General features: G+C 63.5%; 11 protein-coding genes. 8 read left to right on the forward strand and 3 right to left on the reverse strand.

Going from position 1 to position 13,802, the window contains the following annotated elements:
* Positions 1-79 precede the first annotated feature (79 nt).
* On the reverse strand, positions 80-2,281 hold the full coding sequence (locus tag ASE39_RS23285; RefSeq protein WP_057272668.1) for an acetylglucosamine transferase: 2,202 nt from the start codon (positions 2,279-2,281) through the stop codon (positions 80-82).
* Between the two features lie 102 nt (positions 2,282-2,383).
* Entirely contained in the window at positions 2,384-3,868 is a 1,485-nt protein-coding gene (locus ASE39_RS23290) for a flagellin (RefSeq protein WP_010466054.1), read from the reverse strand.
* 321 nt (positions 3,869-4,189) lie between these two features.
* Between ASE39_RS23290 and ASE39_RS23295 the strand changes: the two genes are divergently transcribed.
* The 4 genes from ASE39_RS23295 to ASE39_RS23310 all read left to right on the forward strand — a co-directional run bounded on the left by ASE39_RS23295 (position 4,190) and on the right by ASE39_RS23310 (position 8,133).
* On the forward strand, positions 4,190-5,677 hold the full coding sequence (locus tag ASE39_RS23295; RefSeq protein ID WP_010466051.1) for a flagellin: 1,488 nt from the start codon (positions 4,190-4,192) through the stop codon (positions 5,675-5,677).
* Positions 5,678-5,875: 198 nt separating this feature from the next.
* Positions 5,876-7,309, forward strand: a complete 1,434-nt coding sequence (gene fliD / locus ASE39_RS23300) for a flagellar filament capping protein FliD (protein WP_057272669.1) — start codon at positions 5,876-5,878, stop codon at positions 7,307-7,309.
* 65 nt (positions 7,310-7,374) lie between these two features.
* A complete protein-coding gene (gene fliS, locus ASE39_RS23305; protein ID WP_010466047.1) occupies positions 7,375-7,830 on the forward strand; it encodes a flagellar export chaperone FliS in 456 nt (151 codons plus the stop codon).
* 3 nt (positions 7,831-7,833) lie between these two features.
* Positions 7,834-8,133 (forward strand): flagellar protein FliT, encoded by a 300-nt coding sequence (locus tag ASE39_RS23310; protein WP_010466046.1) that lies wholly within the window; start codon positions 7,834-7,836, stop codon positions 8,131-8,133.
* 370 nt (positions 8,134-8,503) lie between these two features.
* Here ASE39_RS23310 and fliE read toward each other — a convergent pair whose 3' ends face one another.
* Positions 8,504-8,815, reverse strand: a complete 312-nt coding sequence (fliE, locus tag ASE39_RS23315; RefSeq protein WP_010466044.1) for a flagellar hook-basal body complex protein FliE — start codon at positions 8,813-8,815, stop codon at positions 8,504-8,506.
* Positions 8,816-8,987: 172 nt separating this feature from the next.
* On the opposite strand from fliE, the gene fliF reads away from it, so the two are divergent.
* From fliF to fliI, 4 genes are read left to right on the forward strand one after another with little or no spacing between them, the layout of a single operon-like run.
* Complete coding sequence (gene fliF / locus ASE39_RS23320) at positions 8,988-10,679, forward strand: flagellar basal-body MS-ring/collar protein FliF (protein ID WP_057229743.1); 1,692 nt, start codon at positions 8,988-8,990, stop codon at positions 10,677-10,679.
* Positions 10,680-10,703: 24 nt separating this feature from the next.
* On the forward strand, positions 10,704-11,699 hold the full coding sequence (gene fliG / locus ASE39_RS23325) for a flagellar motor switch protein FliG (protein ID WP_010466039.1): 996 nt from the start codon (positions 10,704-10,706) through the stop codon (positions 11,697-11,699).
* Positions 11,683-12,408 carry a flagellar assembly protein FliH gene (locus ASE39_RS23330; protein WP_029414290.1) on the forward strand — a complete coding sequence of 242 codons (726 nt, stop codon included), beginning with the start codon at positions 11,683-11,685 and terminating at the stop codon, positions 12,406-12,408. Before fliG ends, ASE39_RS23330 begins: the two co-directional genes overlap by 17 nt.
* Positions 12,398-13,792: a flagellar protein export ATPase FliI gene (gene fliI, locus ASE39_RS23335; RefSeq protein WP_057229740.1), complete on the forward strand. Its 1,395-nt coding sequence runs from the start codon at positions 12,398-12,400 to the stop codon at positions 13,790-13,792. The genes ASE39_RS23330 and fliI overlap by 11 nt, the downstream gene beginning before the upstream one ends.
* Positions 13,793-13,802 lie beyond the last annotated feature (10 nt).

The following is a 13,802-nucleotide window of genomic DNA, read 5'->3' on the forward strand; positions in this document are numbered from 1 at the left end:
TGATGGGTAAGCGCTAATAGCTATTAAATTGATAGTAACTGTCGGGGCAGGCAGCCCCTGCTGCCGGGCGCCCCGGGCGTCAGGCGGCTGAAGCGGAGCCCATGCCCATCGCCTGCGTGGCATGTTGCAGGTAGGTCACGGCAAATTCGGTGTGGCCGTGAGCATGCTCCACCTCTGCCAGGCAGGCCAGGGCCAAGGGGTCATGGGGCACGGCGCTGAGCACGGTTTCGGCCAGTTCGGTCACGGCGATCCAGTGGCGGTCGGTGATCTGGTGCTCGGTGGTGGTCGCGGACGCGGGGGGCGTGGCGGCCTTGGCTTTTTCCACCAGGTCCTGCAGGCGCTGATGGGCCTCGTGCAGGCTCACCCGCTGGCCGGGTTTCAAGCCCACGCCGGGCACGGGTGCATGGGTCCATTCCTCAGGCAGCTGGGGCAGCCACTCCTGTATCGCTTGTGCCTGGGCTTCGGCGTTGTTCGGGTGCTCGGCCTTGGCCAGCCACTGCAGCCACATCACACGGAGGCCTTCCGCAAAGTGGTGGTTGAAGATGTCCTCGCGCATGAGGGCCGAGGCCTCCACCTCGCCGCGCAGTCCCAGCCGCAGTGTGTTCAGCGCCTCTACGTCTGCGGCCAGGCTTTTGGCGATGCGCACATAGTCTTCGGGCGTCTCGGCCAGCCACTCGGTGCGGCCCAGGTAGGCCAGCAGGCCCACTCCCATGCGGCTTTTGAAGCTCTCGCCCACCATCGACACGATGGGCAGGCCCATCCACAACACGTCGAAGGTGGTGGTGCCGCCGGTCAGCGGGAAGGGGTCGAGCGCGATGTCGATGCGGTGGTAGGTCAGGTACTGGTTGTCGGTGCGCTGAGCCACCAGGTCGACCTGCCCAGGGGGCAGGCCCAGTCGCTCGCAGCGCTCTCGGTAGGCCTGCGCAAAATCGGGGCGGTCAAGGTTCTTGCCTTCGATCAGCAGGCGCGACCCTGGCACGGCCGCCAGTACCTGGCCCCACAGGGCCAGTACCTCGTCGGTGAGCTTGCCCAGGTTGTTGCACGAGCCAAAGGTGATGAAGCCGTTGGTGAGCGCGGGCGCCGGGCGCACCTGGTAGCGCGGCTGGTAGCGCCACAGCGGGTTGCGGCTCATGGGGCGGTAGCAGGCGAACAGCGTGGGCAGGCGGTAGAGCTGCTCGGTGTACTGCGCGTCGGCGCCGGGCGGGTCGGTGATCTCGTCGGTGAACTTGTAGTCCACGGCCGTGAGCCCTGTGGTGGCCGGGAACCCCAGCCAGGACACCTGCACCGGCGCCGCCTTGTGGGCCAGGGTCAACAGCCCGTTGTTGCCGGTGTGGCCCGCCAGGTCGATCAGGATGTCGATGCCCTGGGCGCGAATAGCCTCGGCCTGTTGCTGGGGGTTGAAGCCGGCCAGGGGCACAAAGTGGTCGGCGTGGCGCTGGACCCGCTCGGTGACGTGATCGTCCCGTGGAAACAGATAGAAGGCGAAAACCTCAAACTGCCGCCGGTCCAGTTGCGCCAGCAGACCCTCCACAAAGTACATCACCGAGTGCACACGGAAGTCGGGGGAGAGGAAGCCGATCTTCAGGCGTTGCCATGGCGAGCCCCGGTGCTCCTGGAAATCGGGCCACTCTGGGCGCAGCGGCGGCTCGAACACAGCGCCGTACTGCCGTGCGGCCGCCGACAGCTGTGCGGCGTCCACCTGGGGATCGGCCAGCATGAACAACAGCTTGTTGGTGTAGTTGCCAGGGTCGTTGTAGCGCAGGGCGATGGCCGTCTCGCAGTCCTTGACCGCCTCGCGCACCTGGCCCAGCTCGCGCCGGTGGATGGCGCTTTGCATGAGCGCAGCGACGCGGTCGTGCAAGGTTTCGGCCAGTGCAGCGGCTGTCTGGCTTGCGTCAAAACCCTTGTCGTGCAGGGTCAGGAGGTAGCAGCATTCGGCCAGCTTGATCCAGCCAATGGCTTGCCGAGGGCGCAGCTTGCAGACTTTCTCCAGAAGGGGGAGCGCGTCAATATTGCGGGCTTGCTCAATGAGTACGTTGGCGTAGTTGATCAGCAGTTCGGCATCGTTGGGCCACAGGACGACAGCCTGCTGATAGGCCTTGAGGGCCGCGCCGAACTCGCGCTGTTTGTTCAGTGAGAACCCGAGTAGGCGGTGCGCAGCGAGGCTGCGTCCGCTTTTTCGAAGCGCATGGCGGCACAGGCGGGTCAGCAGGGGCCAGTCGGCGGCGGTGAGCGCGGCTTGGAGGCGGGCCTCGTCCTGTTCGGGGTGTTTGGGTTGCACGTTGCGACCGATCTACGAGCAAATGGGCGGGATGCGGCAGTGTGCCATGTACAAAGGGGCCCGTTGGGCCCCTTTGTCGTTGTTCCTTCGGCGCGTTGGCTGTTACTTGAGCAGCGACAGCACGCCCTGGGGGATCTGGTTGGCCTGGGCCACCATCGCCGTGCCGGCCTGCTGCAGGATCTGGGCGCGCGACAGGTTGGCCGTTTCTGCCGCGAAGTCTGCGTCCTGAATGCGCGAGCGTGATGCCGAGAGGTTCTCGGACGTGATCTGCAGGCTGGCAATGCTGGTCTCAAAGCGGGACTGCATGGCACCGAGCTTGGCGCGCTCGCCGCTGATGAAGGCCAGGGCCGAGTCCACGGTCTTCAGGGCGTCGGTGGCATTGGTGAACGTGGTCACGTCCAGGTTGGCCACCGTGTGCAGGGTCGAGCCGCCGTTGTCCAACTGGTTGCTGGCCGAGGTCACGGCAAACGACTTTTCCGAGTCCAGCGTGATGTAGCCGCCCGTGTTGACGAATTCCACATTGGCATCCGCAGCCAGAGTTTGGGCCGTGCCGTTGCTGGCGCCCGCGGCGTCGTAGCCGGTGACGGTGACCGCTGCCGCGTTGGCGTTCACGGTGTCGCCAATCACGATGTTGTTCCCGGTGGCGTTGGTCAGGATGATCTGGGTGCCGTCCGAATTCAACGAGGCGTTGATCCCTGTCTTGGCCGATTGCTCGTTGATGGCCGATACAGCGGGGGACAGACGGTCTGTGCCGGTGGCGGAGGTCAGCGTGAAGGAGACCGTGCGGGACGCGCCCACGTTGTCGCCTTCCAGTGTCAGCGAGTAGGAGCCTGCAGCGGCCATGCCGCCCAGGCGCACTTCGGTGCGGGCCGAGGCCGTCACACCGGTGGAGGCCTGCAGCGCATTGATCTGGTCGGCCGTCGCCTTCGCGGTAGCACTGACAGCCACGGTCAGGGTGCCGGTGCCCAGGTAGCCACTGATGGCGGCCGATCCGGTGGTCACCCCGTTGGTGCCCGTGGTGGCCTGCGTGGCCGATGCACCAATGCCCGAGCCATTGGAGGCTACGTTCTGGTTGTTGCCATACACATTGGTGCGCAGGTTGGCCGTGGCGGCCACGATGGTCTGGTTGGCGTTGGCGCCCACCTGGAACTGTTGCGTACCAAAGGTGCCGTCCAGCAATTTCTGGCCGTTGAATTCGGTGGTTTGCGAAATGCGGTCCAGTTCTGCGACCAACTGACCGACTTCCTGTTGCAGGGCCTGGCGGTCGCCAGCGCTGTTGGAAGCGTTGGCCGATTGCACCGCCAATTCACGCACCCGCTGCAAGATATTGCCGGCCGAGCCCATCGCGCCTTCCGCCACCTGTGCCAGCGAAATGCCGTCGTTCGCATTGCGAACAGCCTGGTTCAGGCCACGGATCTGGCTGGTGAAGCGCTCAGAGATGGCCAAGCCAGCGGCGTCGTCCTTGGCGCTGTTGATGCGCAAGCCGGATGAAAGCCGCTGGATGGCCGTGTTCAGCGAAGCCTGGCTGGTGCCCAGATTGCGCTGGGCGGTCAGCGAGCTGATGTTGGTATTGATGGTTGCTGCCATGGCGAAACTCCTTAACGTCGCAAGACGGATCTGTTTGCCGGTTCAAGCGCACCCGTCCGGCTGTCAATGGGGGAACGATGGATGAATTGTGGAGACGCTGCTTTTGGGCGTTTAGGAGATAAGCGGCAAAAAAGTCGTACAACTTGTGCGTTTGCCCCTCAAGTTTTCCGGCGGCGACCCGAAAACAATTGCAACGGTCCGTAAGCGGCCCGCCGTTCACCAGATGGCCTGCAGCGCTGGGAACCCAGGAGGCCAGCGCGGTGCTGGCGCCCCGGCTGGCGGTAACGCCATATTCAGTCAGTTCTTTTCTGGAGATTTGCAATGGCTTCCACCATCAACACCAACATCGCCTCGCTCACCGCCCAACGCAACCTGGGCATGAGTCAGACTTCTCTCAATACGTCGATCCAGCGCCTGTCGTCTGGCTTGCGTATCAACAGCGCCAAGGACGACGCCGCTGGCTTGGCGATTTCCGAGCGCTTCACCAGCCAGATCCGTGGTCTGAACCAGGCTGTTCGCAATGCCAATGACGGCATCTCCCTGGCGCAAACCGCTGAAGGCGCCTTGAAGGCGTCTGGCGACATCCTGCAACGTGTGCGTGAACTGGCTGTGCAATCGGCCAACGCTTCCAACAGCGCTGGCGACCGCCAGGCCCTGCAACAGGAAGTGGGCCAGCTGGTGTCCGAACTGGACCGTATCTCGCAAACCACGGAATTCAACGGTTCCAAGCTGCTGGACGGTAGCTTCGGCACGCAGCAGTTCCAAGTGGGTGCCAATGCCAACCAGACCATCGTGGCTGCCACGGGCAATCTGCGCACCAGCGTCTACGGTAACAACCAGAACGTCGCCTCCAACGGCTCGGGCATCGGCGCATCGGCCACCCAAGCCACCGCAGGCACCAACGGTGTGACCACGGGTACCGTGGCCATCAGCGGCGCTCTGGGTACGGGGACGTTGACCGTGGCTGTCAGCGCTACCGCGAAGGCTACGGCCGACCAGATCAATGCCCTGAAGGCCGATACCGGCGTGACGGCCACGGCCCGCACCGAAGTGCGCCTGGGTGGTATGGCGGCTGTTGGCTCTTACTCGCTGACGCTGGAAGGTGACAACGTTGGCGCGGCTCGTACCGTGTCCTTCACGCTGACCTCCGCCACCGGCACGGACCGCCTCTCGGCTGCTGTGTCCGCCATCAACGACCAGTCTGCCAAGACCGGTATCAATGCTTCGCTGAGCACGGATGGCACCCAGATCATCCTGAGCAACGCCACCGGTAACAACATCGTGGTGGGCGATACGACCAACGCCAATGCGGCCAACGTGACGGTCACCGGCTACGACGCAGCTGGTGCAGCCAACGGCGGTACGACGACGCTGAGCTCTGCTGCAGCAACGGTGGAAAACGTGAACACCGGTGGTTACATCACGCTGGACTCGGAAAAGTCTTTCGCAATTACTTCGACCAGCAATCAGTTGGACAATGGTGGCTCGGCCTTGCAAACGGTGGCCAACCTGGACGTGACCACGTTCAGCAACGCGACCAACGCGCTCAAGACTGTGGATTCGGCCCTGGCCTTCATCAACGGTGAGCGTGCCAAGCTCGGTGCTCTGCAATCGCGCTTCGAAACGTCGATCAGCAACCTGCAAGTGACGTCGGAAAACCTGTCTTCTTCGCGCAGCCGCATCCTGGATGCCGACTTCGCCGCAGAAACAGCCAACCTGTCGCGTTCGCAGATCCTGCAACAAGCCGGCACGGCCATGGTGGCCCAGGCCAACCAGTTGCCCCAAGGCGTGTTGGCCCTGCTGCGTTAAGCAGCGGGCATGGCAGCCAGGGCGTTGCAGCGCCCTGGCGAACCCCAGGCGGCGGCAGATTTCTGTCGCCGCCCTTTGGCTTTCTGGAAGGCGGGTGCCAGGACCGCTGGAATAAGACGGGTTTCCTGGCGTGTTTACGGACGTTCTTGATCGCCATTCGGCGCCATAATTTCCGTTGGACCAGTTCAGGAGGTTTGTATGGCCACCATTTCATCCCCAGGCGTCGGCACGAACGGACTTGATGTCAAGAGCATCATCTCCCAGTTAGTCGCGCTGGAAAAAAAGCCCCTGGACACGCTCAAGCTGCAGGCGGCCACGGTCAATACCAAGATTTCTGCCTTTGGGCAGATCAAGTCGCTGGTGTCCACCTTGCAGGATGCTGCGAGCAAGCTCACCAGCGTGACCGGCTGGAACGGGGTCACCACCACCTCGTCCGACTCCAAATATGTATCGGCCACTGCGGTCGGCGGTACTTTGCCTACCACCTTCAGTGTGGAGGTGCAAAGCCTGGCCAAGGCACAAGCTACGGCCTCTGCTGCACTTTTGCCGGTGGGTGGCGCGTTGGGGTCAGGCACCTTGCGGCTGGAGCTGGGCAAATGGAGTGTGGCGCCCGCGTCCTTCACGCCAGGGAGTGGCCAGCCCGTGGACATCACCATCAGTGCCAGCGACAAGCTGTCGGACGTGGCCAGCAAGATCAACGGCGCGAATGCAGGTGTCACCGCCTCCGTGCTGACGGATGCCTCGGGCGAGCGCTTGCTGCTGCGCAGCAAGAGCACGGGGGAAGAGTCGGGTTTTCGCCTCAGCGTCATGGAGGATGGAGATACCGACCCCCAAAGTGCGGGCAATACCGACGCGACCGGCTTGTCTCGCCTGGTGGCGGGAACCACCGTGACGCAGGCGGCAGCCAATGCCAAGGCGACGGTCAACGGGATTGCGGTGTCTTCGGGTACCAACACCTTTGCATCCACGATTTCAGGCGTGACCTTCAAGGCAGAGCAGGTCACCACTGCTCCGATCGAGATCTCGGTCGGCAAAGATGACGCGGCGGTCAAGTCCAACATTGATGGGTTCGTCAAGGCTTACAACGCCATCAACCAGTTGCTGCAAGAGGCGACGAAATACGACGCCAAGACCAATTCGGCCGGCTTGCTGCAAGGCGACTCCACGACGGTCGCGCTGCAAAACTCTCTGCGCAACGCGATCCAGTCGGTCACCACCGGGGGGGGCGCGTTTCAGCGCCTGGCTGACGTGGGCATCACACAGCAGCTGGGCGGGGATCTGGCAGTGGACAGTACCAAGCTGAACAAGGCGCTTTCCGAAAACCCGGATGACGTCAAAAATCTGTTCCGCAACACGGGCGGCGGCTCTGCCAACGGTATTGCGGTGCAGCTCAAGGCGCTGACCACCACCCTGCTCGCCAATGACGGCTTCTTCAAATCGAAGGACGACACCTTGCAGATGAGCCTCAAGCGCAACGGCAAGGACCAGACGCGGGTGAATGAAAAGGTGGAGGCCTTTGAAAAACGCATCACGCAGCGCTATAACGCACTGGATACGCAACTGAGCAGCTTGAACGGCCTGAACGCGTACATCTCTCAGCAGGTCACCGCCTGGAACAAGTCGACTAGTTAATCAGGGGCTTCAGTTTTTCTGGCGCACGCCGATAACTTAAGTAATACCTCGGAAGGATTGTCAGCATGTTCAGCGCCTACAGCCCCCGTGCAGCCAACGCTTACCAGCGTATCAATGTGGAAACCAGCATGCACACGATGGACCAGCACCAGCTGGTCAGTCTGCTGTATGAAGGCGTCCTCAATTCCATTGCCACGGCACGTGGCTCCATGGCACGCGGAGACGTGCTGGGCAAGGTCAATGGCATCTCCAAAGCCGTCCGCATTCTGGAGGAAGGCCTGAGCACCTCGCTCGACAAGGTCGATGGGGGCGAACTGGCGGAAAACCTGGGCGCGCTCTACGACTACTGCATGCGCCGCCTGATCCTGGCCAACGCCCGCAACGACGACGCGATGATGCTCGAGGTCATGCGCCTGATCGAGCCCGTGGCGCAGGGCTGGAACGAAATCAAGAAAACCGGCACCGCGGCTTCGGCCGATGCGCCTGCCGCCACTGGCCAGCCCGTGCTGGTGGAGGCCTGAACCATGTCCCACATGCTGATTGACTACTACAAGGCGATTGAAGACAGCAGCGCCAAGATGCTGGAGGCCGCCAAGCTCAAGGACTGGGATGGCGTTGTGCGCTACGAAGGTGCCTGCGCGGTACTGATCGAGCAACTGCGCTTCAAGTCGCAAGAGCACGAACTTCTGCCCGAGCACAAACGTGAGAAGACCCGGATCATGCAGCGCATCCTGCGCAACGATGCCCAGATTCGCTGTCTGGCCGAGCCCTGGCTGGCGCAATTCGAACACCTGTTTGAAGGGCAGCCGCAAATGATGCACTGAGGCGTGCGCTGAGCCTCAAGACAAAGCCGACCCCGCGAGGTCGGCTTTTTCATGGGCAAAATGGGGCGCTACCGCTTGTCTATCAAGCGCGAAAAGCTATCAAATTGGGAGTGCATTTCGCTGGCGCTTGGCAAAACCGTGCCACGGCCAGCGATGCGCCGTTCAGCCCCCTGTGACAAGAGCGTGGAGTACCTTTTTGTGAGAAAAACCCCTGTAGCGCTTATCTGTAGAGCGCGAGCAGCTGCGAAATCAGGAGTAAATGCAGGCCCCCACCGCTCGATACCTGGGCACCCCAGGTGAGGGATGCCAAGCAAGGATCACCCCGGAGCGAGGGGAAGCGGCGCAGCCGCTCAGAGGAGCGCCCCTGCTCCTAAACCTGCATGTTCATGATGTCGGTGTAGGCCTGCACCATCCGGTTGCGGACATGCAGCGTGGCCTGAAAGCCGATCTGGGCTTTTTGGATCGCCACCATGGTCTCTTCCAGGCTGACCGAGGGGTTTTCCATCTGGACCTCGGTTTGCAGATTGGATGACTTGTTCTGCGCGGCGCTGACCGACTGCAGCGCGCCCTTGAGGGCGCCCGAGAAACCCACGTCGTTGGCGTCGTTTTGCGGCGCTGCAGCACGGCGCGCCACGCCAGCGCCCGTGAGGGGGGCGGTAGAGCTTGAGATGCGAAGGTCCATGGCTGTATCCGTGGGAATGGCGGTATGCTGCGTATCCTAGCCATCGCGCCGGGATCCATCGCTCTGAATTGATGGCCAAACGCGCGGCTTATCCAGCGAACATTTTGGAGGCGTGACCGAATAATCGACCCCACGCTTTGGTCCTTGCCGGGCCGCCCTACTGGAAAGCAAGATGTCTGCAGTTGCTGAAATTCCTCTCACTCCCCCTGCCAGCCCGAACTGGCTGCAGCGGCTGTCTGCCCTCGACAGGGCACAGCGCATGCGGCTGGGTGTGGGCGCGGCGCTGTTGGTGGCGGTGGCCATTGCGGCCATTGTCCTGGGGCGTCAGCCTGACTACCGGGTGCTGTTTGCCAACCTGAACGACAAGGATGGCGGCGCCATCGTCGCCCAGCTGTCGCAGATGAACGTGCCCTACAAGCACGCAGATGGCGGTGGCGCCATCCTGATCCCCGCAGACCGCGTGCACGACGTGCGCCTGCGCCTGGCCACCCAGGGCCTGCCCAAGGGTTCGGTGGCGGGCTTCGAACTGATGGAGTCCAGCAAGTTCGGGATGACGCAGTTTCAGGAGCGCCTGAACTTCCAGCGTGGCCTGGAAGGCGAACTCACCCGCTCCATCCAGGCGCTGTCTTCTGTGCAGGGCGCGCGCGTGCATCTGGCGCTTCCCAACCAGAATGGCTTCTTCAGGGAGCAGCAAAAGCCGTCGGCTTCGGTGCTGGTGAGCCTGCATCCCGGCCGCATTCTCGACCGAGCCCAGCTGGCGGGCATCGTGCACCTCGTGGCGTCCAGCGTGCCGGAGTTGTCTCCTTCTGCCGTGAGCGTGCTGGACGACACGGGCAAGCTGCTTTCCCAATCGCCCGATACCGCATCCGGAAACGGCGTGGATGCTCAGCAACTGCTGTATGTGCAGCAGATCGAACAACAGTACACCCGTCGGATCCTGGACATTCTGGAGCCCGTGGTGGGCCGCAACAACGTCAAGGCGCAGGTGACGGCCGAGGTGGACTTCACCCAGACCGAATCCACGTCGGAGCAGCACCGGCCCAACCTTGCCACTGACGCCAGCGCCATCCGCAGCCAGCAGATCGTGGAAAGCGCTGGCCCCCAGGGCAATCCGCTGCCCACGGGGGTGCCGGGCGCCACCACGAACCAGCCCCCCGCACCTTCTACAGCGCCCATCAACGGCGCCAACCCGCCGCCCACCGCCGCCGGCCAGCAGGCCCAGGGCACCCAGGCTGTCGGCAGCAAGCGCGAGTCCATCACCAATTACGAGGTGGACAAGACCGTGCGCGTGACACGCGGTGGCAGCGGGGCGCTCAAACGGGTCAGCGCGGCGGTGGTGGTGAACTACCAGTCCACGGAAGACAAGGGCAAGACTGTGACGAAGGCGCTCACGCCGGAGCAACTGGAACAGATGACGGCGCTGGTGCGCGAGACCATTGGCTTCAACCGGGATCGCGGCGACTCCGTCAATCTCATGAACACCCCGTTCCAGGTTGCGGTGACGCCAACCACCGATGTTCCGCTGTGGAAGCAGCCCGAGGTGATCGACCTGGCCAAGACCTTCGCCTGGCCGGTGGGTGCGGTGCTGTTCGCTGCCCTGGTGCTGATGGGCCTGGTGCGGCCTGCGCTCAAGGGTGGCGCCGCCGCCAAGCCCCGCGCCATCCCGGTGGCTGGTGGCCAGCTGGATGCCGTGGAATCCGAAACGCCCGAGCGTCCGGCGCTGCCTGCGCCCGCCAAGAAGAACGAAGTGCTTCCAGCCACGCCGGAGCAGCTGCGCCTGGAAGATGCGCGGGTGCTGGCCAAGGAGAATCCTGTTGCCGTGGCCAACATCCTGAAGACCTGGCTGAACGGCGACCCCGTCTGACCACCGAACCCACGGACGACGACCATGGACGACCAAGGACTCAACGACGCCGCCATCATGCTGATGTCCCTCGGCGAGGAAGAGGCGGCCGAAGTGTTCAAGCATTTCTCGCCCAAGGAAGTGCAAAAGCTTGGCGAGACCATTGCCCGCATGCGCTCGGTGTCGCGCGACAAGGTCGATCAGGTCATCAACAAGTTCTCCAACGCGGCGGCGGCGCAGAGCTTGCTGGTGTCGGACACCGGCAACTATGTCCGCGCGGTGCTCAAGCGAGCGCTGGGGGACGACAAGGCGGGCCTGCTCATCGACCGCATCTTGCAGGGTGGAGATGTCTCGGGCATTGAAAGCCTCAAGTGGATGGACCCGCTGTCCGTGGCGGAACTGCTGCGCAACGAGCATCCCCAGATCGTCGCGGCCATTCTGGTGCATCTGGACAGCGACCAGGCGTCGGGCATTTTGATGCACCTCACCGACCGCCAGCGCAGTGAAATTCTGCTGCGCGTGGCCACGCTGGAAGGCATCCAGCCGACCGCGCTCAAGGATCTCAACGAGGTGCTGTTCAAGGTACTGGCGGGCGGCGACAAGATCCGCAAGAGTTCGCTCGGCGGTGTCAAGGCAGCGGCCGAAATCATCAACCTGCTGGGTGGCAACATGGACGCCGTGGTGCTGGAGTCCATCCGGGGCTACGACCCCGATCTGGCCCAGAAGATCATGGACAAGATGTTCGTCTTCGAAGACGTGCTCAAGCTCGACGACAAGGCGATCCAGACCGTGCTCAAGGAAGTGGCGTCCGAAACGCTCATCGTCGCGCTCAAGGGGGCGGTGCCGGAGTTGCGCGAGAAGTTCCTGTCGAACATGTCTTCGCGTGCCTCCGAGGCATTGCGCGAGGACCTCGAGTCGCGTGGCCCGATGCGGCTGTCCGAGGTCGAGGCCCAGCAAAAGGAAATCCTCAAGACCGTGCGTCGCCTGTCCGACGAGGGTCAAATCGTGATCGGATCTGGCGGTGATGATGCCTTCGTCTAGCCAGCGCTCTTATTCGCGCTTCATTCCCAGCGAGGAAGTGGGCGATTTCACGCAGTGGAAGTTTGGTGCGGTGGATGGCTCTGACCTGGTTGAGCCGGCGGAGCCGGAGCCTGTGGTGGAGATCCCGGTCGAAATTGATGAGGCTGCGCAGCAGGCACTGATTCAGCAGGCGTGTGACGACGCCTATGCCGAGGGCTTTGCCCAGGGGCAAGCCCAGACGGCGCTGGAATGGCAGCGGCGCATGGACGAATACATTGCCCAGCAAGGGCACGAAACGGCGCAGCGGTTGCAAGGCGTGGTGCAGACCCTCGATGCAAGCCTGATTGACATGCAGCAGCAGATGGCACAGCAACTGCTGGAGCTGGCCTGTGACATTGCGCGCCAGGTGGTGCGCCAGGAACTGTCCGTCAATCCCAATGCGTTGCAGCCCGTGGTGAAAGAGGCTGTGGGCATGCTCGTGACCGAAGGGCGACCTGCCATGGTTCGTCTCCACCCGGCCGACATGGAGGTCATGGCACAGCCCCTGCGCGAAGCAATCGACGCCCCGGGTGTGCAATGGATGGCCGATGCGGCGGTGCCGCCGGGCGGCTGTCTGGTCGAATCAGCCGGGACGGTGGTGGATGGCAGCCTCGACAAACGCTGGCAGCGTGCCATTGCCGCACTGGGACTCCAGTCGCCATGGGAAGAGGAGGGCGGCGATGACCGTTGAATCTCCTTCCGCCTGGACGTGCCTCATGGACGATGCGCGTGCGCGTGTTGCCGAAGGCGCGCCGCTGGAGACGCGCGGCACGCTGACCCGGCTGACGGGCCTGGTGCTGGAAGCCGTGGGCATTCGCGTGCCGGTGGGCTCGCAGTGCATGGTCCAGATGCCGGGGCACGCCCCCGTGCTGGCAGAAGTGGTGGGGTTTTCTGCCGACCGTGCATTTTTGATGCCTGCGGGAGATATCCACGGGCTCTCCAGTGGTGCCAGCGTGGTGCCCGCTGCGCCCTACATTCCCGTGCCGCGCCTGGGTGAGCCTGCGCGGGCCATCCAGCGTGCGGGTGTGCTGCGTTTGCCAATGGGTGAAGGCCTGCTGGGTCGGGTGGTGGATGCGCAGGGTTTGCCGTTGGACCACGGTGGGCCTGTGCAGGATGTGGTGTCCGAACCCATGGGACGGCGCCAGATCAATGCCATGGACCGCGATCCCGTGCGCGAATCGCTGGACACGGGCGTGCGCGCCATCAATGCCCTGCTCACCGTGGGGCGCGGGCAGCGCCTGGGCCTGTTCGCGGGATCTGGTGTGGGCAAGAGCGTCTTGCTGGGCATGATGGCCCGCTACACGCGGGCGGATGTGATTGTGGTGGGACTCATTGGCGAGCGGGGGCGTGAGGTCAAGGAGTTTGTGGAAGACATTCTGGGCGACGACGGCCGCGCCCGCTCGGTGGTGGTGGCCGCGCCTGCCGATGCCCCGCCCCTTTTGCGCATGCAGGGTGCGGCGTATGCCACCGCCGTGGCCGAGCATTTTCGGGACAAGGGCAAGCACGTGTTGTTGCTCATGGATTCACTCACCCGCTATGCGATGGCCCAGCGCGAAATTGCGCTGGCCATCGGTGAGCCGCCCGCCACCAAGGGGTATCCGCCCTCCTGTTTTGCCAAGCTGCCTCAGCTGGTGGAGCGCAGTGGCAACGGGCTGCATGGCGTCGGTTCGATCACGGCGTTCTACACCGTGCTTTCGGAAGGGGATGACCAGCAGGACCCTATCGCAGATGCGGCGCGGGCCATTCTGGATGGGCACATCGTGCTGTCGCGGGCCCTGGCCGAGACGGGGCACTTCCCGGCCATCGACATCGAGCAGTCTGCATCCCGGGTGATGCACAACGTGGTGTCGCGGGGGCATTTTGATCTGGCGCGACGCTTTCGGGCCGTGTACTCGCGTTACCAGAAAAGTCGTGATCTGGTGCAGGTGGGTGCGTACATGAGCGGGTCCGATCCCGCCCTGGACGAGGCCATTCGCCTGCAGCCGCAGATGGCAAATTTCCTGCAGCAGGACATGTTCGAGGCAGCCTCCATGGACCAGAGCGTGGCGGGCATGGCTGCGGTGTTGGACCATTGAACGCCTTGGG

Origin of the sequence: Acidovorax sp. Root267, from assembly GCF_001429215.1 — a bacterium.
Lineage (GTDB): Bacteria > Pseudomonadota > Gammaproteobacteria > Burkholderiales > Burkholderiaceae_C > Acidovorax > Acidovorax radicis.

Excerpts from the sequence above, each read along its gene's own strand:
- ASE39_RS23290 (WP_010466054.1), bottom strand. The coding sequence starts at position 3,868 with ATGGCAGCAACCATCAATACCAACATCAGCTCGCTGACCGCCCAGCGC.
- ASE39_RS23295 (WP_010466051.1), top strand. The coding sequence starts at position 4,190 with ATGGCTTCCACCATCAACACCAACATCGCCTCGCTCACCGCCCAACGC.
- fliD (WP_057272669.1), top strand. The coding sequence starts at position 5,876 with ATGGCCACCATTTCATCCCCAGGCGTCGGCACGAACGGACTTGATGTC.
- fliS (WP_010466047.1), top strand. The coding sequence starts at position 7,375 with ATGTTCAGCGCCTACAGCCCCCGTGCAGCCAACGCTTACCAGCGTATC.
- ASE39_RS23310 (WP_010466046.1), top strand. The coding sequence starts at position 7,834 with ATGTCCCACATGCTGATTGACTACTACAAGGCGATTGAAGACAGCAGC.
- fliE (WP_010466044.1), bottom strand. The coding sequence starts at position 8,815 with ATGGACCTTCGCATCTCAAGCTCTACCGCCCCCCTCACGGGCGCTGGC.
- fliF (WP_057229743.1), top strand. The coding sequence starts at position 8,988 with ATGTCTGCAGTTGCTGAAATTCCTCTCACTCCCCCTGCCAGCCCGAAC.
- fliG (WP_010466039.1), top strand. The coding sequence starts at position 10,704 with ATGGACGACCAAGGACTCAACGACGCCGCCATCATGCTGATGTCCCTC.
- ASE39_RS23330 (WP_029414290.1), top strand. The coding sequence starts at position 11,683 with ATGATGCCTTCGTCTAGCCAGCGCTCTTATTCGCGCTTCATTCCCAGC.
- fliI (WP_057229740.1), top strand. The coding sequence starts at position 12,398 with ATGACCGTTGAATCTCCTTCCGCCTGGACGTGCCTCATGGACGATGCG.